Below are 21,898 nucleotides of genomic sequence, written 5' to 3' on the forward strand. Positions count from 1 at the left end.
TGCCCTCTCCAACAGGCGATCAGTGGTTATGTGCAACTTGTACCGCATGACCGGCAGCGCGCAAGCGATCGCGCAATTGTTCGCCACCGAAACCGGTGGGAGCAACCTGCCCGCGTTCCCGGCCCTCTATCCCGAGGCGCAGGCCCCGGTGATCGTGGCCCGCGATGGAGTGCGCCAGCTCGACATGATGCAGTGGGGCTGGCCTGCGTTCGGCGAGGTGAAGCGCCCGGTGACCAACGTGCGCAACCTTGCCTCGCCGTTCTGGCGCAGCGCGCTGGCCGATCCGGCGAGGCGCTGCCTGGTGCCGGTCAGCGCGTTCTGTGAATGGTCGCAAGCGCCCGATCCGCTGACCCGGCGCAAACGCCAGCACTGGTTTGCGCTGACCGACAACTCCGCTAGCGCGGGAGGGCACGGAACCGAAACCGGGGATGATCCGTTGTTCGCCTTTGCCGGGCTGTGGCGCCCTACCGCAGAGGGGCCGCGCTTTGCCTTCCTGACGTGTGAAGCCAATGCGCTTGTCGGCCGCGTCCACCCCAAGGCGATGCCGGTCATCCTGCGCCCCGGCGATGACACCGACCGCTGGCTGAACGCTGACGGACCGACAGCCGCGGCGCTGCAACGCCCCTTTCCCGATACGCTGATGCGTGAACTCGAACACCCCGCAACCATCGCTTCGCCCGTTCAGGGTACACTTCTTTGACGAAGGACAATCGACAATGGCCCGCACTCACAAGGAAAAGCATCTTGTCGAACGGATCGGCTGGTTGCGGGCGGCCGTACTTGGCGCGAACGACGGCATCCTGTCGACCTCCAGCCTGATCCTGGGCGTGGCCATTGCCACCCCGGAGCGCGACGCCATCCTGTTGACCGGCGTCGCCGGACTGGTGGCGGGGGCGATGTCGATGGCGGCCGGCGAATTCGTCTCGGTCAGCTCGCAAGCCGATACCGAGGCCGCCGACATCAGGCGAGAATCACGCGAATTGGCGACGATGCCGGGTGCCGAACAGGAAGAACTTGCCGCGATCTATCGCAAGCGCGGACTTGACCCTCAACTGGCCGAGCAGGTCGCGGTGCAAATGACGGCAAAAGATCCGCTGGAAGCGCACTTGCGTGACGAATTGGGGCTGGTCGAACACCTGGCGGCCAATCCGGTGCAGGCCGGTTTGTCCTCGGCCGCGTCTTTTGCGGTGGGCGCGGCGCAACCGCTGCTGGTGGTGGCGCTGGTGCCGGTTGCCGCGCTACTCTGGGCGATCCCCGTATCATCGCTGCTGTTCCTTGCCGGGCTGGGCGCGGTGGGAGCACAAGTCGGCGGAGCGCCGGTCGTCAAGGCGGTGCTGCGCGTGGTGATCTGGGGCGCGGTGGCGATGGGCATCACCGCCGGGATCGGCCACCTGTTCGGAACGACCGTGGCCTGATCAGCCCTGAGCGGTGAAAACGGGCTCCACGGCCATGTTGTCGAGCAGCCGTGCCTTGCCGATGTGCGCGGCGACCAGCAGCCGCGCAGGCCTCCCCACGTCATGGCGCGCCAGCTCGACAAGCGTTTCGGCATCGCGCAAGTCGGCATAATCCACCTTGTGGAACCCGGCATCGCGCAACTGTTCGCGCAAGTCGGCCAGCACCGGCCCGGCATCCTCGCCGCGAACGATCCGATCGATCGCGCCTGCCATTCCCCGGTTGAGTGCGCCCGCGGCAATCCGCTGATCGGCCGAAAGGTATTTGTTGCGGCTGCTCATCGCCAGTCCGTCCGCCTCGCGCACGGTCGGCACGCCGATGATCGCCTCGGCACGGGGATGCGCAAGGTCAAGGTCGCGCGCGCAGCGGCGGATGATCGCCAGTTGCTGCCAGTCCTTCTCGCCAAAGAAGGCCATGTCGGGCTGCACCTGGTTGAACAGCTTGGTCACCACCGTTGCCACGCCATCGAAGTGACCCGGCCGCGCGGTGCCGCACAGCATGGCGTCCAGTCCGCCGACCGACACCGTCGTGGCGAACCCGGCGGGGTACATCTGCTCGACCGTTGGCGCCCACAACAGATCGGCACCGGCCGCGCGTAACAATCGTGCATCGGCTTCAAGCTGGCGGGGATAGGCGTCAAGATCCTCGTTCGGGCCGAATTGCAGCGGGTTGACGAAGATTGACACGACCACGTGATCGGCCCGCGCCTTCGCCGCCCGAACCAGCGCGATATGGCCATCGTGGAGCGCCCCCATGGTCGGCACCAACGCCACGGTGCGGGGACCATCCGCATTGGCATTGCCGGGTTTTCCCCCGTTTTTGAGCGCCGCCACGGCAACGCGCAGCGTGTCCAGTCGAGAGATGGTTTGCACCTGAGCGGCCACTCCTTTAAGCCTGAGATCAGTCCCGGCGCGCCTGCCCTAGCCTTGCCCCTGCACGGCTTCAAGCGCGCGCTTAAACCATACTGACAAGTGAGAAGTCCCTGTGTCGACCGGCCCACACCGCATCGTCTTCGCCAACGAGAAGGGCGGCACCGGCAAGTCGACAACGGCGGTGCATGTCGCCATCGCGCTGGCCTATCGCGGTGCGCGCGTGGCGGCCATCGATCTGGATTCGCGCCAGCGCACGTTGCACCGCTATCTGGAAAACCGCGCCGAGACGAGCCGCCGCCGCGCCATCGATCTGCCCAATGCGGAATTCGCCGTCTATGGTGGCGAAAGCATCGAGGAACTGGACGCGCTGGTCGAGGACATGGGGTCGCGCGCCGATTTCATCGTGTTCGACACTCCCGGCCGCGACGATCTGTTGGCCCGGCATGTAGCCACGCGCGCCGACACGCTGGTCACCCCGCTCAACGACAGCTTCGTCGATTTCGATCTGATCGGTCAGGTCGATGCCGAAACCTTCAAGGTGCGCCGTCTGTCGTTCTATGCCGAACTGATCTGGGAAGCGCGCAAGAAGCGGGCGATGACCTCCATCCGCGAGGCACGGCGCGAAATGGACTGGGTCGTGGTGCGCAACCGCACCGGTTACACCGAAGCGCGCAACCAGCGCCGCATCGATCAGGCGCTGACCGAGCTGTCCAAGCGTGTCGGCTTTCGCATTGCCAGCGGCTTGTCCGAACGCGTGATCTATCGCGAACTGTTCCCCAGCGGGCTGACCCTGCTCGACAAGGGCCATCTGGGCGAATTGGGCACCAGCCATCTGGTGGCGCGGCAGGAATTGCGCACGCTGGTGGCGGGGCTGAACCTGCCTGCGCAATCCACGTTGCCCGGCCCGGTCGATCTTGAAGGGGTCGCATGATCCGCCTGATCGAACTGGCGCTGCTCGGCTGTCTGGCGGTACGCCTGCTATCGGGTCGCTGGCCATGGGAACTGTGGCGCGATGACGAGCGCAAACGCGTGGAGCGCAAGGCCCGCAGCCTGCTGGGCGTGACGGTTGAGGCTGGGCGCGAAGATATCATCGACGCCCACCGCCGCCTGATCACGCAAGTCCACCCCGATCGCGGGGGCAGCAACGAAGCCGTACACGAAGCCAATGCCGCACGCGACGTGCTGCTGGCCCGGCTGGGCGCCCGCAACGCCCCGCGCGCCTGACGCATCGGCCCGCAACCCCATGCCGGGCCACCACTTTCACCCCAGCCTGCTGCGCGAATACGATATTCGCGGCGTGTTCGGCGAAACGCTGTTCGTCGAGGATGCCTGGGCCATCGGCCGCAGCTTTGCCGCGATCCTTGCGCGCGATAAGGCATCAGCCGAGACGCCATCGCCAGACGGAACGCCACCCGATGAAACGGCGTCCGATGAAGCCCCCTTTTGGGTCGCGGTCGGCTACGACGGCCGTTTGAGTTCGCCCGCGTTGGAGGCTGCGCTGGTCGAAGGATTGCGCGCAGGCGGGGTCAACGTCGTACGGATCGGGCTTGGCCCCACGCCGATGCTCTATTTCGCCGAAGCGGAACTGGGCTCAGGAGCGCAAGAAGCAGGACCGTTCGATTCCAAGGCACGCGGTTCCAACAGCGTACAATCAGAGCCTGCGCCCTCAAAAACGGCGGCCTCGGGAACGCCGGACCTCGCGGAAGCCGGGTCGGACGCGCGGGCAGCGGCTCGGCCAATATCGGCAGTCACGGCAAGGCACCACGTCGGCCCGGCAACCGCCGGACTTGGGGCCACAGGGCCATCCGTGCTGGACTTGGCAGCGCTAAAACAGGTGCCAGCCAAAAAGGTGATAGGCGGCATTCAGGTAACCGGCAGCCACAATCCCGGCGATCACAACGGCTTCAAGATAGTGCGGGCGGGGCGTCCGTTCTTCGGTCCAGACATACTCGATCTCGGCCATGTCGCCCGAACCGGAGACTGGGGCCCCGCCGACAGTGGCAACGTGACCGAAATCGCCGTGATCGACGCTTACGTGGAGCGACTGGTGCAGGGGTTGGGCGATGCCGAACGTACCGCGCTGAGCGGATTGCGGATCGCCTGGGATGGCGGTAACGGCGCCGCCGGCCCGGTCATCGAGCGGCTGGTCCGCCAATTGCCCGGCCAACACACGCTGCTGTTTACCGTTGTCGATGGACATTTTCCCAATCACCACCCCGATCCGTCTGAGGCATCCAATCTTGACGATCTTCAACGTGCTGTCGCGCAAGGACGTCTCGATTTCGGACTGGCTTTCGACGGCGATGGCGATCGACTGGGTGTGGTCGATTCCAAAGGGCGCATCCTGTGGGGGGATCAAATCCTGCTGATCGCGGCGCAAGACGTGTTGGCAAAGTACCCCGGAGCCGGGGTCATTGCCGATATCAAGGCGAGCAAGACCCTGTTCGACGCCGTCGCGCAGATGGGCGGCGTGCCCGAAATGTGGAAAACCGGCCATTCGCACATCAAGTCCAGAATGAAACAATCTGGCGCACTTCTGGGCGGCGAGATGACCGGCCACTTGTTCTTTGCCGACGACTACTACGGGTTTGACGATGCCCTGTACGGCGCGGTGCGGATGCTGGCGGCCACGGCGCGGCTGGGCCGGTCGCTCACGCAGTTGCGCGATGCCATGCCAGAGCCGTTCAGCACACCCGAACTGCGCTTCGTCGTGGCAGAGGAGCGCAAGTTCGCGGTGATCGACGAAGTGCTCGTCCAGCTTCAGGCGGAAGGGGCGGACTTCGTGGCCATCGACGGCGCGCGCGTGACCACACCCGATGGCTGGTGGCTGCTGCGCGCCTCGAACACGCAGGCCATGCTCACTGCCCGCGCCGAGAGCGACACGCCTGAGGGGCTGGAGCGACTGTTGGCGACGATCGACGCGCGCCTCGCTGCCTGCGGAATTGTCCGCACGCGCACCTAGGTTCGCACCCAAAAGCGCTTATGTAAGGGGGAATGACCGTTCCCCCCGAAATCACCGGCTGGTTCGCGGGCCGTGGCTGGCAGGTGCGCCGCCACCAGACAGGAATGCTGGCAGCGGCCGATGCGGGGCAGCATGCGCTGCTCGTTGCCGATACCGGCGCGGGCAAAACGCTGGCCGGGTTCCTGCCGACGCTGGCGGCGTTCACGCCTTCGCGCCTGAACGGAGAACCTGCGCCCGAAGGGCTGCACACGCTCTATGTCTCGCCCCTGAAGGCACTGGCGCACGACGTACAGCGCAACCTGCTGGCCCCGATCGAGGAACTGGGCCTGCCGATCCGCGTGGAAACCCGCAGCGGGGACACCCCCTCCGACCGCAAGGCGCGCCAGCGGGTGCGTCCGCCGCATGTGTTGCTGACCACGCCCGAATCGCTCTCGCTGCTGCTCAGCTATCCCGAAAGCGCTGACTTGTTTGCAGGGCTGCAACGCATCGTTATCGACGAAGTCCATGCCTTTGCCACGGGCAAGCGAGGCGATCTGCTGGCGCTCGCATTGTCCCGCCTGCAAGCGATCAGCCCCGGCCTGCAACGCGCGGCGTTGTCGGCGACAGTCGCTGATCCGCAAGCGTTCCGTGCGTGGCTGGCACCATGGGGCGACCTTGATTCGGTGGCGCTCGTCGAAGGCGAGAGCGGCGCTGCGCCCGAGCTTGAAATCCTGTTGCCCGAAGGGCAGCGCGTGCCGTGGGGTGGCCATGCGGCGGCATGGGCGGTGCCGCAGTTGTATCAGGCGATTCGCGACAACCGCACCACGCTGATCTTCACCAACACGCGCTTTCTGGCCGAATACATCTTCCAACTGCTGTGGGAGGCGAACGACGACACCCTGCCGATCGGCATTCATCACGGCTCGCTGAGCAAGGAGGCGCGCCGCAAGGTCGAAGGCGCGATGGCACGTGGCGAGTTGCGCGCGCTGGTCTGCACCGCCAGTCTGGACCTCGGCGTCGATTGGGGCGATGTCGACCTTGTGGTGCAGATGGGTGCGCCCAAGGGTTCCTCGCGCCTGTTGCAACGGATCGGCCGCGCCAATCACCGGCTCGATTGCCCCAGTCGCGCGTTACTGGCGCCGGGCAACCGCTTCGAGTTTCTGGAAGCCACCGCCGCGCAGGATGCGGTGCGCGAAGGCCAACGCGATGGCGAAGACTTCCGCCCCGGCGCGCTCGACGTGCTGGCCCAGCACGTGATGGCCTGCGCCTGCGCCGGACCGTTCGGCGAAGCGGACCTCTTGGCACAAGTCCGCTCGTCGCTGGCCTATAGCTGGGTGGATGAGGCGGTATGGACCCGCGTGCTCGAATTCGTGGCGACCGGCGGCTACGCCCTGCGCGCCTATGACAAGTTCCGCCGGATCGTGCGGAATGCCGATGGAACATGGCGACTGACGCACCCCGAACAGGCCGCCCGGCATCGGCTCAATGCCGGGATCATCATCGATTCCGAAATGCTGGAAGTCCGCTTTCGCAACGGTCGTTCGCTGGGCCGGGTGGAGGAGGACTTCGGCGCTGGCCTGAAGCCCGGCGACACCTTCCGCTTTGCCGGGCTGGACCTTGAGGTCGAGGGTTTGCGCGATCTGGAGCTGATCGTGCGCGCGGCCAAGAAGGCGGGGCAGATCCCCAGCTACAACGGAGCGCGCATGCCGTTGACCACGCATCTGGCCGACCGGGTGCGCGGGCTGATCGCCGACCGCGCAGGCTGGGGCCGCTTTCCCGACGATGTGCGCGAATGGCTGGAAGTGCAGGACTGGCGCAGCCGCCTGCCCGGTCCCGGCGAACTGCTGGTCGAAAGCTTCCCCCATCGCGACCGCGAATACACCGTGTATTACACGTTCGAGGGGTGGAACGCGAACCAGTCGCTGGGCATGCTGATCACCCGGCGGATGGAAGCCGCGGGGCTTGGCCCGTTGGGCTTCGTTGCCAACGATTACTCGCTCGGAATCTGGGGCCTGAAGGCGGTGGACGATCCCGCAGCGCTGCTCAGCCCGGAAATCCTCACCGCCGAATTCGTTGAATGGGTGCAGAATTCCTATCTGCTGCGCCGCGCGTTCCGCGAAGTGGCGGTGATCGGCGGGCTGGTGGAGCGCCAGCACCCCGGCAAGCGCAAGACCGGACGGCAAGTCACCTTCTCGACCGACCTGATCTATGACGTGTTGCGCAAATACGAACCCGACCACGTGCTGATCGAGGCGGCCTGGGCCGACGCGCGCACACGGATGACCGATGTCGGTCGCCTGGGCGCGCTGCTCGACCGCGCTGCCGCGCAACTGGTCCATGTCCGGCTCGACCGGGTGACCCCGCTGGCGGTGCCGGTGATGGTCATGATCGGGCGCGAGACGATGCCGCAAGGCGCCGCCGACGATGACTTGCTGGAGGAGGCAGAAACGCTGGCCGCAGCGGCGATGCGACCGACGCGGGGTTGATCCCGCGCCCGCCGTTCAAGCCCGATTATGCGACCTTCAGCGCCACATAGCGCGCCAGATGGCGGTCGGCGTCGCCGAACTGGTTCTCGATGGCGGTGGTGCGCCGGAAGTAGTGGCCCACGCGCAGTTCCTCGGTCATGCCCATGGCGCCGTGCAATTGCACCGCCTGCTGGCCGACAAAGCGCACCGCGTCACCGATGGTGGTCTTGGCCGCCGAGATCACGGCCGGATCGCGCGGCTTGAGCGCGGCAAGCAGCGCAGCGGCGGCGGCCTGTTCGATCTGCATCCGCATGTCGACCATGCGGTGCTGCAACACCTGAAACGACGAAAGCGTCTGGCCGAACTGCTTGCGCTGGCGGGTATAATCGATGGTATCGGCCAGCAGCGTGCGCATCAGCCCGACCGCTTCGGCGCAGAGGGCGGCGGTGGCGGCATCGACTGCCAACACCAGCGCAGCGGCAACCGCATCGCCCACCGCCAGCAACTCGCCAGGCTGGCCGTCGAGCACCAGATCGGCAGCAGGGTGATCGTCGATCAGGCGATAGGTCGTGAGCGCGAGCGGGCCAGTCAGGCGGAAAATCGCCGGACCCTGCGTGGTCTGTGCTGTGACGAGCACCGTGTCGGCCTCAGCCGCCCAGCGCACCGCGCGCTTGGTGCCGGTCAACGTCCAGCCGCCACTTGCGCCTTGTTCGGCCGTGGTGCGCAACGACAGCGGTTCGCCCCGGCTTTGCGCTTCTTCCCAAGCCAGCACGGCCAGAGCTTCGCCCTTGGCGATAGCCTGACCCAGCGCATCGTGTCCCCCCAGTTCGGTCAGCAGTGTGCCGACCAGCACCGCGCTGTCGATGTAGGGCAGCGGGGCCAGCGCGGCACCGGCTGCCTCCATCACCACCATGTGCGCTGGCGCGCCGCCGCCAAAGCCGCCCAGACTTTCGGGCAGGCCCGCCCCGGCCACCGCCAGCGCGCCCTGAAATTCATCCCAGAATGCGCGCTGCGCCATACCGCCACGCAAGGCGCGACGTCTGTCGAACGGCAGATGCTGAGCCAGCCAGCCCGACACCGAGTCCGCCAGCAGACGCAGATCATCATCGAGTTCAAGGTTCACGCCGCACTCTCCCACACCGATTAGTTATCAGGTGTGATAGCGAGTAACGCTACAGAAGCAAGCCTCGCATCAGCGTGTCGACCGTATGATCGCGATAGCGCTCATGCAGTTCTGGATCGGCGAAGGGCTTTCCGCCGAATACCGCCGACAACGTGAAGCGGTTGGAATACAGTCCATCCGCCGCTCCTACGGTGTTGAAATAGAACAACTTGGGATCGACCGCGCGGAACTCGCCGGCGGCCACTCCCGCATCAATGATCCGCGCTTGCGCATTGGCGATCGGCTGCAGCAGTTCCTCAGCGATATGGCGCACCCGATCAGGCCCCGCCTCGCGCACCATCACCTGGATAAGCCGGTTGAGGTAGGGGATCTGGTAATAGGTATCGAGGATGCCGCGCAGGTGGATGCGCATCCGCTCGGTCGGGGTCACCTCGAGCGCGAACAATCGTTCAAGCTGGTGGATGCGGCGATAGACGTCGCGATCGAGCAACGCGAACAGCAACCCTTCCTTGCTGCCGAAGAAGTACCGGATCATCGCATGATTGACCCCGGCGCGGGTGGCGATGTCGACGATCCCGATCTCGACCGTATCAAGCTCGCGCATCAGGGCGCTGGCGGCATCGAGCAATGCGTCGCGGCTGTTTTCGCGCCCGGCCTTCGGCGTGGAACGGGCAACGGGGCTGCGAAGGGACGGGCGTGACTGGTTCATCGACTACCTAGTTCCGCTTGCGCCGGGCAAAAGCAAGCCGAAAGCCTTAAACCGCTCCGATCGCTCAGATTGACGGTGCGTGCGCATCCAGCCGCGCGACAAGGCGTTCGAGCGAGGGCACGACGATCTGCCGGCCCTTGCGCGCGATCAGGCCGCGCTCGGTCAACAAGGTCATTTCGCGGGTCACGGTTTCGCGGTTGGTGCCGATTCGCGCGGCCAATTCGGCCTGCGTTGGCGGGCGGGCGATGATCGCACTGTCATCGTCTGCAGGCTGTTCATTGGCCAGCCGCAGCAGTTCGGCGATCAGACGAGACCCCACCGACATGTTCGACAGCTCGAACACCTTGCTCGTCAGATAGCGCACCTGCTGTGACAATTGCTGGGTGATCCAGCGCGCGATCTCAGGCGTCGTTTCGATCAGGCTCAGGAACGTTGCGCCGGGAATCAGCGCCAGACGGCTGGCTTCGGCCGCAACCACGTCGGCCGAGCGGACATGGCCATCGATCGCGGCGAGTTCGCCAAAGATCTCGTCCGGCCCGATCGAGCGCAACACCGTCTCACGCCCCTGCGGCGATATCAGCGATACCGACAGCCGTCCTTCGAGCACCAGAAACACGTCATTTGCGGGCAAACCGACCGAGAGGACGATCTGCCCCTTGCGCACCCGCAGGATGCGCGCGTTGTCGAGCAGGATGGCGCGCACGTCGGTTGATACCGGCGCGACGCTGGTTGCGACCACGGAACTTGACAAAGCATCGATCTGCACGACCGCCACGCTAGCGAACGTGATGAAAATCACAAGTTCAACGTGTCCTGGCCGACCGACAAACCGCTCCAAAGCGGTAATACGGTGGCGATGACGTTCATGACGCCGAATCCGGTAGCCGCTTCGCACTACAAGATCTGTCGGACAGGCCCGGGGGGTCTTGCCGTGGAGGTCATTCCTTTGGGCAATGCTGTCCTGTTTCCCTCGCTCTCGATCATTGCGCCGGGCGAAAGCACGCCGGTACGGCGCGAGGACAATGCTGGGGTCGCCCGTTTCCTGCTTGCGGCTGATCAGGTCGAGCGCATGCTCGCTGCGCCGGGACTCGACCGATCGCCTTATCTCGGGCTGTTGTGCGACGCTTTCCTTTCGGTCAACGCCGATGATCGTGTGTGGGGCTATGCCTTGCGGATCAACCGCAGTGGTGTCGTTCTGCCGATCCACGATGCCGATGGTGTGGCGATCGAGACCGACGAAGCGGGTTTCTCGCAATGCGTTCTGCAACACTTTCCCGCTCACAAGGGGGTGGCGCGTGGGCATGACATACTTTGCCTGGTCTGACACCAAGACCTCGGTGGGGTCAGCGCGGTCAGGGGCCGCGCGAGCCGAAAGGCGGCATCGCCGGTATCGCCGATCCGGCAAAATAGTCCACCACGCGAAGGCTATAGTGCGCTATGCTGATACAAGCCCCGCCCGGTTCCGGCAACCTGTCCGGCTCCGGCAAGGGGCAACGTGTCGCGTTGTAATAGCGTGTCGTGTCGCAATAACGCGCGATCCCTGGGCCGGGATTCGCGATGCAGCGCTGGAAGGGGGCTTCCGGCAGGGGATGGAGCACCGGTGAAACGCGGTTCGGATCAGGCACACCCGGCAATCGCGGGTGAACAGGTCCGGTTCGCGACAATCCTGTTTGCCGACATCGTCGGTTCGACCCGGCTACTCGGCGCGCTCGATCCCGAGGATGTACGCGATGTGCTCGACCGCGCGCTGCGTATCGTCAAGGATGCCATTCACGCGATGGGCGGTCTGGTCCTGCGGGTACAAGGCGATGGTGTGATGGCGGTGTTCGGCTTCCGGCCGGCGGTCGAGGACCATGCGCTGCGCGCGGCGCTGGCCGGTCGCCAGATCGTCGAAGAAATGCGCCATGGGCTGTTGGGCATCGTGCCATCGCCCAGCGTGCGCGTGGGCATCCATTCCGGATTGGTCCTGCTGCGCTGGCAGGAAAACGATTTCGGCACGATGCTGGACGTGGTCGGTCATGCGGCCAACGTGGCGGGGCAGGTCGAACGGCGCGCTGGCGAAAACGGCGTGGCGATCAGCGCCACCACGCTCGACCTGATCGGTGAAGCGTGTGAAGTGCATCCGATCGAGGCCATCTCGATCAGCGAGACTGCCGCCCCGCTGACGGTGTTCGATCTGAGGCAGATCGACATGGCGCGCGGCGATCAGGTCAATGTGAAGGGTTCGGCCCGCCATCCGCTGATCGGGCGCGAAACAGCGATGGCCGCGCTGAACGATCTGGTCGGCAATGTCGCGCGCGGTAACGGTCAGGCGCTGGCGATCGTCGGCGATGCCGGCATGGGCAAGAGCCGGCTGCTGGCCGAGACCGCCGAGGTCGCCGAAGCGCAGGGCGCGCGGTTCGTCACCGTGCGCGGCAGCGAACTGACCGGGGACGTGCCGTTCGGCTGCCTTGCGCCGACGATGCGCCATTTGATCGAGCTGTTGGGGCGCGACAACTCCGACATCGCGCTCGAAGCCAGATTGACCCATGACGAGGCGGAATGCCTTGCCGGGCTGGCTGCGGGCAACCAGACATGGCTGAGCAGCGCCTCGCCGGGTGAGCGTAGACGGATAGCCATTGCCACCGCCCGCACCGTGCTGCGCATGGTCGCGCGCGAGATGCCGCTGGTGGTGCTGGCCGACGATTTTCAGTACATTGATGGCGAAACGCAGGATCTGTTGCGCAGTCTGGCTGCGGCAGTGCGGCTTTCGGGGCTGGGGTTGGTTCTGGCGTCGCGCCCGGCACCGGACCTGTTCCTCGACGATGTCGTCGAGCAGACCATCGGCCTCGGCAACCTGTCGCCCGATCAGGCGCTTGTCCTGATCACCCGGATCGCGGGGGAGCGGGCCTTGTTGCCCGAACTGGTCGAGGAAATCGCCAATCGGTCTGCCGGATTGCCGTTGGCCGTCACCGAGTTCACCACGGCGGCGATGCTGCGTTCGGTCGATGCTCGCCAGCGTGGGGACGAACCCCTGCCCTCGCGGCTGGAAAGCCTGTTCACCCTGCGGCTCGATGGGCTGGAAGGCGAGGCCGCGAGGCTAGCCTATCTGTGTGCGGCGCTGGGGCCGACGATCTCGAACGAGCGACTGCACCGGATCGGGTCGGCACTGCTGAACAATGTCGACGAAGCGATCGCCCGGCTGGTCGAGCACCGCATTCTGGTATTCGACCACCTCAGCCAGGCGCGCTTCACCCACCAGTTGTTGCAAGAGGCGGCCTATCGCACTTTGTCGCGGGTTGAGCGTCGCGCCTTGCACGCCTCAATCTACGCCGAATTGGCCTCCGACAGCGCCGTTTACGGGCCATCCGATGCCACGCAGGCCGAGCTTGCAGCCCATGCCGAGCGCGCCGACCTGTTGTCCGAAGCGTTGCGCCACTTGTGGAAGGCCTGCGGGCAAGCGGTGGCACTGGCCGCTATCGAATCGATTCCGCGGCTTTACGAAAGGGCTTGCACACTCGCCGACCGCCTTGGCGGTACCGAAGGTATCCGCCAGCGCGCGCGCTTTGCGCTGCTTGCCTTCGATGCCCTTCAGCAATTGTCGCAGGAACAGGTCACGCGCCCCGACATGGAAGCTGTGGCGCGAGGCGACTTCGATATGGGTTCCGATCAGCGCACGATCGCGCGGATCAACATGGCACTGCTCGACTGGATCAACGGCGCGCCAAGGCTTGCGCGCGGCTGGCTCGATCAGGCGGAAGCCGATCTGGCTCAAGATTTCAGCATGCCGCGCCGGGTCTATGCCGATATCACCGGCACCTATATCGCGTATTCGCTGGCAGAGCCTGATGACGCGCTCGATCGGGTCCGCCGACTTACCGAGGGTTTGCGCGGTGGTCATGCTGCCGAAACGTTCGGGGCGGTGGTGGTGATCCCGCATATCCTCGCCCTGTCGTTCGGCGGGTGGTATGCCGCCGACCTCGGGCAGACGGAACTGGCGCAGGCGTGGATCGACGAAGCGCTGGCGATCTCCTACGCCCATCAGCACAACTATTCGCGCCTGCTGGCAGATCTGGCGAACGGATTTCAGCATTACCGTTCGGGCAGGATCGATATCGCGCTGGACATCCTGACCAAGGCGCACGACCATTGCCTGCGTCACCGCTTCCTGGGGTTTGAGCCGGCAGCGGTCAGCTGGCTGGCCTTGTGCCTGATCGAAACGGGTGACATCGGTGAAGCGCAGCGCGTCCTCGATGCCTCGATTGCGCGCGGCAATTTCCTGCGGATCCGCACGTCGGCGACATATTACCACTATGAAGCGCGCACCCGGCTGGCCCTGACGCTGGGCCATCACGAGGTGGCGCTCGATCTGTCTGCGCAAGCGCTGGCACACTGTCGCGATTGCGGCGAAGCGATGCACCTGCATCACGCCCGCGTCCTGCGCGAGGAAGTGCTGCTAGCCACCGGGACGGCCCAGCCGCACGAGCGCGAGCGCGAACAGGCCGAGCTGATGCAGGCGCTGACAGAGCTCGGGCTGGTGCCGCTCCAACGCAAGCTGGCCGCATTGCAACTGGTGCCGGGAGCCTGATCGATGACAACTGCGGACGCCATCGCAAAAGCCGTTACCGCACTTGCGGCCGATGGCGCCCCGCCGTTGCAGCGCGCGCCCGAACTCGAAATGAAAAACGCACCGAGCGTGCGGGTGTTCGTGGCCGCACACCACGCCGCGATCAATGCGATCCTGTGCGACGAGGAGCGGTTCTCGCTACGCCACTACGATGAATTGCTGGCGCAAGTGGCTGGGCCTACCCGCTATCTGGTGGGCGAAAACGATGATGCCCGCAAACTGCGCCTGCGCCTGCTCCACGCGGCGCAAGGACACGTCGATGCCGTGCGCAGACCGGCGGCCGTGCCGAACGATCCGCTGCCCCCCAACCTTGCGCTGGGTTATCGCGATTTCATCGCCACCATCGCGCGGGACGAGGCTTCGCGCATCCTCAAGGTGCTGGCGGTTCGCGGACAGACCGGCAGTCCGGTCAACTTCGCGCGCGAATACGCCTTCCTGCTGGCCTATCGCATGGCGCGGCGGGTGGTCGGCGTATCCGGCCCGGACAAGGCGCCGCTGCTGGTGTGGCTGATGATCGCCTACCGCAACTGGACCCAAGCTGGCCCCAAGGTCAGCCTGAAGGGCGAAGCAGGCACGGCCACCACGATGCTCGCCCTGCTCCACCCGCTGTTCGGGCACGTGTTCGGCACCGTGGTGAAAAGCACTGCCGTGATGCGCGCAATCACCGCCAACACGGCGAGGCACGCGCTGGCCAGCTTCGACCTTGCACTCGACAAGCCGCATCTCGCCCCACCCCAAAGCCTGCTGGCCGGACTGCATGCGGTACGTGGGCAGTTTCCCGAAGTGTCGGATGAGCACTACCGGGTTCAGAGCCGCAGCGTGTTGTTCGAACTGGCGGGTGCGCTGGTGTTGATAGTGGGCAAGTCGTTGGGTGAGATCGCAGGGTTTGCCGTATCGCCGCAGGGCCATGCCGCCGGGATCGACTGGCCCGGGCTGGTCGAGCGGCTTGCCGTCGATGATCCCACCCGCACCAGCCATGACGCCGTGATCAACGAGATGCTGCGCCTTGGCAGCAGCAGCCAACTGGTGCGCACGGTGCGCAACGACTGCACGTGGCAGGGCGTTGCGCTCAACGCCGGCGATCGCGTGCTGTTGCATATCGACCAAGCCTCGCACGATCCGGCCGCGTTTGCCCAGCCCGAGCGCTTCGCGCCCGCGCCCGACCGCCCGTACATCACGTCGGGTCCGCTGCAGGGGCCACACGTCTGCTATGGCCGGGCGATCGCTTGGACGATCATGCGCGAAGCCATCGTGGCCACGCGCGGGCAGATCGACCCGGTAAAAGGCGCCAGCCTTTCCGCTTTTCTTGCCCTGCCCGACAATCTGGCTTTCACCGCCGCCTGATCGAAAGACCCCCCGGCCATGACTGTTGCGCAGGATTTCGTCACGATCGTCATCCCGTTCACCGACGATACCGCGTGGTCGCCGCTACGGATGGCCGACGTCGAGCGGGTGCTGTATCGCCTCGGCAATCCGGCCGAAGTCGACATTGCAAAGCGGCTCGACGGTACCGGGATCATCCACTTCCTCAGCATCAATGTGATTGCGCCCGAACGCGAGGGCACGGCGCCGCACCTGCTGATCGAGGCCACGGTCGATGGTGCCGCACAAGATGCCGTACCGGCGATTGCCGAGGCGCTGGGCGATGCTTTGCTCCCCGCGTTGCGCATCGTCACCGGCGTGACCGATGCCGATGCGGTGCCCGACCTGCTGCGGCACCACGCCTCCAGCATCACGTCGAACCCGCTGCGTCTGCCGCGTCAAGTCATCGGACTGCCTTTTTGCGGCACCCCGGGGGTGAGCGTAGCGGCGATTCGCGACAACCAGCGCGTCGTCGATGCAGCGCGCGACCTGATCGCCCGCGAGTGCCTGCGCCAGCCTTCGGCCGATGCACAAGCCCTGCTCGGTCATGTCGCGGCGAACCTGCCCAGTCCCGAACAGGCGATCGTCTGCCAACCGCAGCCCGAACTGGCCTTCGTCGACCGACCGGACGCGCCATGGCGCGATCCCGCGCTGACATCCTGGGGACTTGCCACCTTCTGGCGGATCGCCTGCTATCACCGGCTGCTGCTTTTGGCGCTGCTGGGGGTGCCTTACGCGCTGCTCGTGGCGCTGCTGCGGTCGGGCGGTGCCGGGCTCGGAACTGCGTTTGCCGCCGCATTGGTGCCCGCACTGATCGCGGCAGGAGCGGTCGTCGGGCTGTTCGTCTGGCTGCTGCGCCGCGACGAGCTGGCCAATACCCCGATCGATACCACGCCCGATCCGCACGCCATCGCCGCCATGCTCGCGCGCGAGAATGAGCCCGGCGTGGTCCAGAACCACATGATCAGCGTCACCCGCTTGCGCCCCGCAGCGATCCGCCGCCTGTCACTTTCCGTTGCGTTCAAGGCAGTGGCGACGCTGATCGGCACGCAGTTGATGCGTCCGGGGTTTCTCAGTTCGATCGGCACGATCCACGCTGCGCGTTGGGTGGTGCTGCCGGGAACCCGCCAATTGGTGTTCCTCAGCAATTTCGATGGTAGCTGGGAGAGCTATCTCGAGGATTTCATCAAGAAGGCATCGGAAGGCGTCAGCGCGGTATGGAGCAACGCGATCGGCTTTCCCGCCACGCGGCTGCTGTTCATGGGCGGCGCTGCCGATGGCGATCGGATGAAGCGATTTGCCCGCAATTCGATGCAACCGACCGCGTTCTGGTACTCGGCCTATCCCGGCCTGACCTGCGGCGCGATCCGCAAGCACGCGATGATCGTGTCCGGGTTGCGCCATGCCGCGCGGATGGCTCCGGTGCCTGCCGATGCCCAAGCCTGGCTCGACCTCATCGGCGCCGTCCCCCGCCCTGCTGAAGCGCTGCAGTATGCCGAGATTCAGGCGATTGCCTTTGGCGGACTGCGGCACCATCCGCGCAGCCGCATGATCGCGCTCGACTTCGGCGCGCCCCAAGCGACCGATGTCGGCAACGGCCATCCCTATGCGCATGTCCAACGCTGGCTGGCCGATCTTCATGCGCACGACCTGATCCTGTTCGGCGACCGGCCCGTTCCGTCGCTTGTCGCCAACATCGCGTTTTCGGCAGCGGGACTTGCACGGCTCGGCCTCGATGCTGAGGTTGACGGAGCCGCACAAGGCTTCCCCGGCGTGTTTGCCAGTGGCATGGTCTCGGACGGACGCCGTCGCGCGCTCGGCGATCCCGAGGCGCTGCAATGGTCCGATGCCAGTGTTCACGCGGTCCTGCTGCTGTATGCGCGCCCGCCCGCCGACAGCAGCGATGCCGGGGCAGATCTTGCTGCCAAGACCGCCTTCGATGCCGAAGTCGCGCGCGCCGAACATTTCGGCCTTGCGGTGCGGGCCAGCCTCGACACCGGGCTGACGACGTTTGACGCCGCCAAATTCGCCAAGGACTGGCGCAACAGCGCCCTGCCGGACACTGCCGCCGCGCCGAACAAGGACGATGGCGCCGACGATCAGGACAATGCCGACGGGCTGACGGTCGAACCATTCGGTTTCGTCGATGGCGTATCGCAACCGCAAGTGCGCGGTTTTCCGGGGCGCAACGGCGCTGGCGACCCGATTCATGCGGTGGAGCCCGGTGAATTCATCCTCGGCTATACCGACAATCTGGGTTTCTATCCGCCCTCGCCGCTGGTGACGCGCTCGCTTGCCAGCATCGGCATGGCGCCCGAGGTGCTGCTCGATGCACCGGCCGCGCACCAGCCGACAAGCTTCTGCGATTTCACCGGAGAGGTCGAACCGGCACGCGATTTCGGACGCAACGGCAGCTATCTGGTGATCCGCCAACTGGATCAGGATGTTGCTGCCTTCAATCAACAACTTACCGACAAAGCGGACGCATTGGCCCGGCAGCATGCCGTCGGCAATCCCCATCCGGGCAACCTGCACCGCACCCGCGAATGGATCGCGGCCAAGCTGGTTGGTCGCTGGCGCGATGGCTCACCGCTGATCGAACATCCCATCCAGCCGGTGCTCGATGGGGGACAGACGGCTCTGGCAAGCAATGGCTTCGCGCTTGGCAGCAGTGACCCGCAAGGCCAGCGCTGCCCGTTTGGCGCGCACATCCGCCGCGCCTTCCCGCGTGACAGCCTGTCGCCGGGCGATCCGCTGGGGCTTGCCGTGACCAACCGGCACCGCATCCTGCGACGCGGACGGCCCTATCGCGACGCCGAGGGTAACCCTGCCGGAACGCTGTTCATGTGCCTGAACGCAGACATCGAGCGGCAGTTCGAGTTCGTCCAGCAGACCTGGATCGGATCGCCGACCTTCCATGGACTTGAGGGTGAGCGCGACCCGTTCACGATGCATGTCGGAACAACGCCGATTGCGCCGGGCGGCGACCGGCTGACCATCCCCGGACCTGCCGGGGGTTGCGTGATCGATGGGCTGGCCCGCCATGTAACCGTACGCGGGGGCGGATACTTCTTCCTGCCCGGCCGCCGCGCACTGCGGTTCCTTGGCGGCCAGCCGTGGGCCGAGGCGCAGCGCAACACACCATCCGCTGCGCCAGCATCAGCGGCGTGAAGCGCCGCCGACCGCCAGAGCGATTTACAGATACGTTTCGTAGGTGCCTTCAGGGGGCCCGGCCAGTGCGCCCATGACCCCGGCCAGCGCTTCGGGTGGCAGGCTGCCCAACACCGCCTGATGCGCTTCGACCGAATCCCATTTTTCGATGAACAGGAAGCGGTTGGCGTCGGCATCGTCACGCAGCAGGTCGATGCCGCTGCAACCCGGCTTGGTCAGCACGAGTTCGCGCAATGCGGCCAGCGCGCCAGCCAGCACGTCGCCTTGCCCTTCTGCAGCGGTCATCCTGTAAACGCGGCCCACGGTCATCGCATGTTCTCCCGTCCGGCGGGTCGGGTTGCCCGCTCCACTCCACCAACTGTGGCAACAACCGGCAAAAGGTCAAGCGAGCGGAAGGGCGCGATCAGCGAATCAGGCGGGCGCTTTGAATTGTCAGCGCAAAGAGCGCCGACAATGCGTTCGAAATGTTCTCGTCAGGGCTGACGGTATAGACCAGCGGCGTGCCGTCGGACGAGGTCGACGCGCACGATTGCAACGCGGGCAACACATTGGACAGGTAGGGCGCAACGTTTGCTAGCGACCATGAATCGCCGACCAGAACGTCAGGCAGATACTCTGTGTACAGGATCGCGATCTTGATCCCGCGGTTCTTGATGGTGGTGCATGCGGCCAGATCCGGCGTGCCCAGTTCGCGATTGCGCCGCGAACCGCCGCTCAATTCATCCACCACCCCATCGGTGATCAGCAGCATGACTTCTTGCGGCGTGCCGCCCGGAGCCCCTGATCCGGGGGCGGCCATCACGGAATTCATCGCGGTCAGCGTGTTGCTGAATTCGGTCGCCATGTCATGAATGTTGTTTGAGCTGGTCGGCAGGCCGTTTGCATACCACCAGTCCTGCGTCCCATCGAGATCGGGCACGTTGGCACTGCTCAGGCTGTCGATGTTGGTCATGGAGCCGTACTGGGTCACCGGACCGTTTGCGGACGGATGGGTCCAGTCAAAGGCAAAAAACTGCATCTGATACGCCACCGCGTTGCGGGAGGCTTGATTTTGCGCATATGGAATCAGGTTTTGCGCGGCGAGCGTTTCTTCCCCCACCCGCAGCGTGATGGTCGATGCCGAGGGATAGAGCTTCGTGTAATTGTGCGTCAGCCAGTACCCGTCGGCATAATAGCCGGAAAAGCTCTGATTCTTGTTGCTCAAATCCTTGTAGGTCAGCGTCGAACCCGAGATCTGCGCGTTGGTGCCGATCTTGGTGCCGGTCTTGTCATAGAGCACCTTGGTCGAGGCTTGCAGCGCATAATACAGGCCGTAACCTGCATTGCCCGAGGTGTAATAGCCCGGCGATAGAAAGATGTCGCGCCCGGAGGAATCGCGCACGTTTATGCCGTCGTTGCGCGGATATTGGGCATGGCAGGCAAAAGCGCAGCCTGTCACCTTCTGGATCGCGGCAATTCCGGCCGACGTGGCTGGCAGCAACATCGACGGTGACCGGTCCATCACCAGATAGAAATTGATGTTCGGGGCTTGCGTTGCATAGGCGACGGCGGAACCCGAAAAACCCAGCGAGGCCACGCCAAGGATGCCTCCGAACAGGTTGCGCGATCGCGCGCGGAACCGGACGGTCACGGTCCGACCGAGATTGAGCGCACCCTGATCGTCCACCACCACCGAAACGTCGCTGAGCGGATCATAGCGGACGTTGCGCAACAAACCGGCTTGCCCGTTGAAAACTTGCCTGGCCGCGGCTGCGGCGGCCGCGTTCGCCTGCTGGATGTAGATCGCATCGGTGGCGGCAAGCGCAGCAGCATCGGCCGCTGCAAGCATTTGCGAGCGCGCCATCTCGGCGCGGCCATAATCAATGGCAAAGCCGATCGCGAAGAACGTCGGGATCAGGGCGATCGCGGTCAACACCAGCACGTTGCCCTTCGCGTCGTGCAACAGGCCCCGGACGGTCCGAAACCAGCCCGTCATGACAGGGGCACCTGATCGCTCAGGCGCGGCAGCATGTAGACTTTCGCGTAGAGCGTCGGAGCAGGCATGATGCTCGCCCCGAACAGCGGGGTGTAATTGTAGCGCGTTTCGCCAAGGATGAAGTAGGCACCCGCGCGCGGTGGGCTGGCGGCAGGGTCTGGAATCATCATCGCCGGGGCCAACCCTTTGGGCAAGGCCAGCACGGTGCCTTTGGCCAGGTCGTTGCCATTGCTGGCCTTGCTCCAGATCACTTTGGCATGGCTGGCGTCGATCACCTGTATCTCGCTGACGCGCGAGGCCGAACTTGCCGTCGCGAATGGCGCAAGGACATAAGCGCCGCTGGTCAGGATCTCGGCCAGATCGGTCGCGGTGACGGCGGGATAGCGCGTGGTCATGTCGGTGATCGCGCGGGCGGTGCGGGCGACCTTGCGATTGCAGGCCACCGCATCGTTCAGCACATATGTTCCAGCGTACATCGTCACCAGCAACATCGCGCAGAACGCCAACTCGATCATGGCGGTGCCCGACCGATCAACCAGCAATCGGGCCAGCAATCGGGCAACCTGGCGTTGCAAAGCCCTTCGCGTCATGAATAGCCCTCGGTCTTGGCCACCGATGTCGCGACAAGCAGATGGTGCGATCCGGGCTGGTTGGCGATATCGAACCCGAACACCGAAATGACCGGCCAGTTGTACAACAAGCGCACGACCACGATCGAGCCTTGCGCACCCGGATCGTAGTTGAGCGTCGAGATGACATTGTTGTTCTTGTCATAGACTAGCGTGGGCGCGGCCAGCGTGACCGCGCCGAAGTTGCTGACATGGGTGACATCGACGTACAGGTTGCCGCAGCCGAGCATCGTCGGCAACTGGGTGCAGGCATAGGCCTTGAACTGCTGCTGCGGGGTGGTCGTGAGATTGCCGTTGGCGTCCCTGATTCCGGTGAAACTGGTCTGCGCCTGACCGGTCAGGATATAGCGCCCGCAAGATTCGGCCGCCGTTTCAAGCCCCTGCTGCGCCAGATAGAGCAGAGCAATCTCGAGCGTCGCAATCAGCAGGCCCAGCACGACCGGCGCGGCCAGCGCAAATTCGATCGCGCTGGCGCCACAGGTTTCGCGCGCGAGTCGGCTCATCGTGCACAGCCTTTTTCGACTGCGCAGCCCTGTCACCCCGACTGGCAGACCACACCGCATAGCCGGGCCAGATTGCCCGAATAGGGCTAA

General features: G+C 65.2%; 18 protein-coding genes. 10 read left to right on the top strand and 8 right to left on the bottom strand.

Translation table 11 applies throughout. The features are described 5' to 3' along the window. The first annotated feature begins 28 nt into the window (after positions 1-28). Together LDN95_RS02950 and LDN95_RS02955 are read left to right on the top strand one after the other, a co-directional pair. Entirely contained in the window at positions 29-700 is a 672-nt protein-coding gene (locus tag LDN95_RS02950) for an SOS response-associated peptidase (protein ID WP_226016128.1), read from the top strand. A gap of 16 nt (positions 701-716) precedes the next feature. Beyond that, on the top strand, positions 717-1,415 hold the full coding sequence (locus tag LDN95_RS02955) for a VIT family protein (protein WP_226016129.1): 699 nt from the start codon (positions 717-719) through the stop codon (positions 1,413-1,415). Here LDN95_RS02955 and panC read toward each other — a convergent pair whose 3' ends face one another. Continuing rightward, positions 1,416-2,324 carry a pantoate--beta-alanine ligase gene (gene panC, locus LDN95_RS02960; RefSeq protein WP_226016130.1) on the bottom strand — a complete coding sequence of 303 codons (909 nt, stop codon included), beginning with the start codon at positions 2,322-2,324 and terminating at the stop codon, positions 1,416-1,418. Between the two features lie 112 nt (positions 2,325-2,436). Between panC and LDN95_RS02965 the strand changes: the two genes are divergently transcribed. Genes LDN95_RS02965 through LDN95_RS02980 form a run of 4 tightly spaced genes read left to right on the top strand, consistent with a single transcriptional unit; the run spans position 2,437 to position 7,751 of the window. After that, positions 2,437-3,255 carry a division plane positioning ATPase MipZ gene (locus LDN95_RS02965; RefSeq protein WP_226016131.1) on the top strand — a complete coding sequence of 273 codons (819 nt, stop codon included), beginning with the start codon at positions 2,437-2,439 and terminating at the stop codon, positions 3,253-3,255. After that, positions 3,252-3,548 carry a molecular chaperone DnaJ gene (locus LDN95_RS02970; RefSeq protein ID WP_226016132.1) on the top strand — a complete coding sequence of 99 codons (297 nt, stop codon included), beginning with the start codon at positions 3,252-3,254 and terminating at the stop codon, positions 3,546-3,548. Before LDN95_RS02965 ends, LDN95_RS02970 begins: the two co-directional genes overlap by 4 nt. 19 nt (positions 3,549-3,567) lie before the next feature. Beyond that, positions 3,568-5,286 carry a phosphomannomutase/phosphoglucomutase gene (locus LDN95_RS02975; protein ID WP_226016133.1) on the top strand — a complete coding sequence of 573 codons (1,719 nt, stop codon included), beginning with the start codon at positions 3,568-3,570 and terminating at the stop codon, positions 5,284-5,286. Between the two features lie 32 nt (positions 5,287-5,318). Further along, positions 5,319-7,751: a ligase-associated DNA damage response DEXH box helicase gene (locus tag LDN95_RS02980; protein WP_226016134.1), complete on the top strand. Its 2,433-nt coding sequence runs from the start codon at positions 5,319-5,321 to the stop codon at positions 7,749-7,751. Positions 7,752-7,776: 25 nt separating this feature from the next. Here the strand turns inward: LDN95_RS02980 and LDN95_RS02985 are convergent, their stop codons facing one another. The 3 genes from LDN95_RS02985 to LDN95_RS02995 form a co-directional block, all read right to left on the bottom strand. After that, the gene (locus tag LDN95_RS02985; protein WP_226016135.1) at positions 7,777-8,853 is read right to left on the bottom strand and encodes an acyl-CoA dehydrogenase family protein; all 1,077 of its coding nucleotides are present in this window, start codon (positions 8,851-8,853) and stop codon (positions 7,777-7,779) included. A gap of 49 nt (positions 8,854-8,902) precedes the next feature. Continuing rightward, positions 8,903-9,562, bottom strand: a complete 660-nt coding sequence (locus tag LDN95_RS02990; protein ID WP_226016136.1) for a TetR family transcriptional regulator — start codon at positions 9,560-9,562, stop codon at positions 8,903-8,905. 64 nt (positions 9,563-9,626) lie between these two features. Next, a complete protein-coding gene (locus LDN95_RS02995) occupies positions 9,627-10,328 on the bottom strand; it encodes a Crp/Fnr family transcriptional regulator (protein ID WP_226016137.1) in 702 nt (233 codons plus the stop codon). An 84-nt stretch (positions 10,329-10,412) separates the two neighbouring features. On the opposite strand from LDN95_RS02995, the gene LDN95_RS03000 reads away from it, so the two are divergent. The 4 genes from LDN95_RS03000 (at position 10,413) to LDN95_RS03015 (ending at position 18,701) form a co-directional block, all read left to right on the top strand. Next, on the top strand, positions 10,413-10,886 hold the full coding sequence (locus LDN95_RS03000; protein WP_226016138.1) for a hypothetical protein: 474 nt from the start codon (positions 10,413-10,415) through the stop codon (positions 10,884-10,886). 276 nt (positions 10,887-11,162) lie between these two features. After that, positions 11,163-14,129: an adenylate/guanylate cyclase domain-containing protein gene (locus LDN95_RS03005; protein ID WP_226016139.1), complete on the top strand. Its 2,967-nt coding sequence runs from the start codon at positions 11,163-11,165 to the stop codon at positions 14,127-14,129. 3 nt (positions 14,130-14,132) lie between these two features. Next, on the top strand, positions 14,133-15,512 hold the full coding sequence (locus LDN95_RS03010; protein ID WP_226016140.1) for a cytochrome P450: 1,380 nt from the start codon (positions 14,133-14,135) through the stop codon (positions 15,510-15,512). 18 nt (positions 15,513-15,530) lie between these two features. Then, positions 15,531-18,701 (top strand): hypothetical protein, encoded by a 3,171-nt coding sequence (locus LDN95_RS03015; protein ID WP_226016141.1) that lies wholly within the window; start codon positions 15,531-15,533, stop codon positions 18,699-18,701. Positions 18,702-18,725: 24 nt separating this feature from the next. Here the strand turns inward: LDN95_RS03015 and LDN95_RS03020 are convergent, their stop codons facing one another. The 4 genes from LDN95_RS03020 to LDN95_RS03035 form a co-directional block, all read right to left on the bottom strand. Further along, positions 18,726-19,010 carry a putative quinol monooxygenase gene (locus tag LDN95_RS03020; RefSeq protein WP_226016142.1) on the bottom strand — a complete coding sequence of 95 codons (285 nt, stop codon included), beginning with the start codon at positions 19,008-19,010 and terminating at the stop codon, positions 18,726-18,728. A gap of 94 nt (positions 19,011-19,104) precedes the next feature. Beyond that, positions 19,105-20,676 (bottom strand): TadE/TadG family type IV pilus assembly protein, encoded by a 1,572-nt coding sequence (locus LDN95_RS03025; RefSeq protein ID WP_226016143.1) that lies wholly within the window; start codon positions 20,674-20,676, stop codon positions 19,105-19,107. Beyond that, the gene (locus LDN95_RS03030; RefSeq protein ID WP_226016144.1) at positions 20,673-21,266 is read right to left on the bottom strand and encodes a TadE/TadG family type IV pilus assembly protein; all 594 of its coding nucleotides are present in this window, start codon (positions 21,264-21,266) and stop codon (positions 20,673-20,675) included. Before LDN95_RS03030 ends, LDN95_RS03025 begins: the two co-directional genes overlap by 4 nt. Next, entirely contained in the window at positions 21,263-21,808 is a 546-nt protein-coding gene (locus LDN95_RS03035) for a TadE/TadG family type IV pilus assembly protein (RefSeq protein WP_226016145.1), read from the bottom strand. The genes LDN95_RS03030 and LDN95_RS03035 overlap by 4 nt, the downstream gene beginning before the upstream one ends. Between the last annotated feature and the right edge of the window lie 90 nt (positions 21,809-21,898).

The organism is Novosphingobium sp. FKTRR1 (assembly GCF_020404405.1).
In the GTDB taxonomy this organism is placed as follows: Bacteria; Pseudomonadota; Alphaproteobacteria; order Sphingomonadales; family Sphingomonadaceae; genus Novosphingobium.

Coding starts and splice junctions, on each gene's coding strand:
- LDN95_RS02975 (WP_226016133.1), top strand. CDS start 3,568: ATGCCGGGCCACCACTTTCACCCCAGCCTGCTGCGCGAATACGATATT.
- LDN95_RS03015 (WP_226016141.1), top strand. CDS start 15,531: ATGACTGTTGCGCAGGATTTCGTCACGATCGTCATCCCGTTCACCGAC.
- LDN95_RS03035 (WP_226016145.1), bottom strand. CDS start 21,808: ATGAGCCGACTCGCGCGCGAAACCTGTGGCGCCAGCGCGATCGAATTT.
- LDN95_RS03025 (WP_226016143.1), bottom strand. CDS start 20,676: ATGACGGGCTGGTTTCGGACCGTCCGGGGCCTGTTGCACGACGCGAAG.
- LDN95_RS03010 (WP_226016140.1), top strand. CDS start 14,133: ATGACAACTGCGGACGCCATCGCAAAAGCCGTTACCGCACTTGCGGCC.
- LDN95_RS02980 (WP_226016134.1), top strand. CDS start 5,319: ATGACCGTTCCCCCCGAAATCACCGGCTGGTTCGCGGGCCGTGGCTGG.
- LDN95_RS02970 (WP_226016132.1), top strand. CDS start 3,252: ATGATCCGCCTGATCGAACTGGCGCTGCTCGGCTGTCTGGCGGTACGC.
- LDN95_RS03020 (WP_226016142.1), bottom strand. CDS start 19,010: ATGACCGTGGGCCGCGTTTACAGGATGACCGCTGCAGAAGGGCAAGGC.
- LDN95_RS03030 (WP_226016144.1), bottom strand. CDS start 21,266: ATGACGCGAAGGGCTTTGCAACGCCAGGTTGCCCGATTGCTGGCCCGA.
- LDN95_RS02955 (WP_226016129.1), top strand. CDS start 717: ATGGCCCGCACTCACAAGGAAAAGCATCTTGTCGAACGGATCGGCTGG.
- LDN95_RS02950 (WP_226016128.1), top strand. CDS start 29: ATGTGCAACTTGTACCGCATGACCGGCAGCGCGCAAGCGATCGCGCAA.
- LDN95_RS02990 (WP_226016136.1), bottom strand. CDS start 9,562: ATGAACCAGTCACGCCCGTCCCTTCGCAGCCCCGTTGCCCGTTCCACG.